The sequence below is a fragment of the Rugosimonospora acidiphila genome (genome assembly GCF_039543385.1).
Taxonomy (GTDB): Bacteria; Actinomycetota; Actinomycetes; order Mycobacteriales; family Micromonosporaceae; genus Rugosimonospora; species Rugosimonospora acidiphila.
In genome coordinates this window covers 1-892 of sequence record NZ_BAABJQ010000093.1, presented here as the reverse complement: position 1 = coordinate 892, position 892 = coordinate 1, and the positions used below count along the sequence as shown (strand labels likewise).

Here is an 892-nt window from a genome sequence, read left to right as displayed (position 1 = left end):
GTTGGCCTGTACCGAGTTCTCGGTGGCGTCCGACGGGTAGCCGGAGGTCATCACTCCCTCGTAGAAGGTGCCGGCGGAGCCCTTGCTGTTGTCGCCGCCGATCCCGAGGATGATCGCCCCCTCCTTGTGCATCGGGTTGTACCCCGACACACTCGGACGCGCGCCACTGTAGAACGTCGACAACCCACCCGACTGCGCGTTACCGGCCCGGATCGACCAATGGGCCGGCTGACCCTTCACAATCGCCGTCAGGTACCGGTAGTTCACACTCGGATCGTTGGCGTTGTAACCCGCGTTGACCCCCGAGAACAAACCGTTCTCCAGATCGGCCATCACCCAGGGACCATTACCCGTGCCATAGCCCCACACCTTGATATTGCCGAAATAGATGGCCTCCATGTGACCGTTACCGGTGTCGTTGTTACTCGTCTCGGCGTTGCCGTAGTCGAAGCAGCAGCCACCGTTGTAGTGCGTGCCGTCGAACACGGCATACATGCCCTCCGGGTTGTCACCGGTCGCGATGCCGTTGGTGTGGTCATTGCGGTAACCCGTACCCGCCGCCACGTAGACGCCGTACGCCTTGTGGCCACCGACCGTGGTCGGCGCGGCGGTCGCGTTCGCGAGGTTGTCCGGCCCGCCCGCCGCACCGCCACCCGGCGCCTGAGTGAGGTTGTTACCCCTCCCCGACTGGTCGTAGATGACAGTGATGACACACGTCGTACCGGAACAGAACGAATCCTGCGTCGCCGCGTTGGCATACCCACCCGCACTGAGCAACCCGACATCCCGCGTCGCGTTGTCCGACGAACGCCTCACCTGATACAGCGCCCCGTTGTACGAGGCATACAACGCCCGCGTCGTGCTGTGCGCGGCCACACACGGCGTACCGCCC

1 protein-coding gene is annotated in these 892 nt (G+C 64.1%); it reads right to left on the bottom strand.

The window, feature by feature from the left end; genetic code table 11:
• Positions 1-892: arabinofuranosidase catalytic domain-containing protein (locus tag ABEA87_RS42175; RefSeq protein WP_345639421.1), on the bottom strand; the 892-nt coding region annotated here is incomplete at both ends.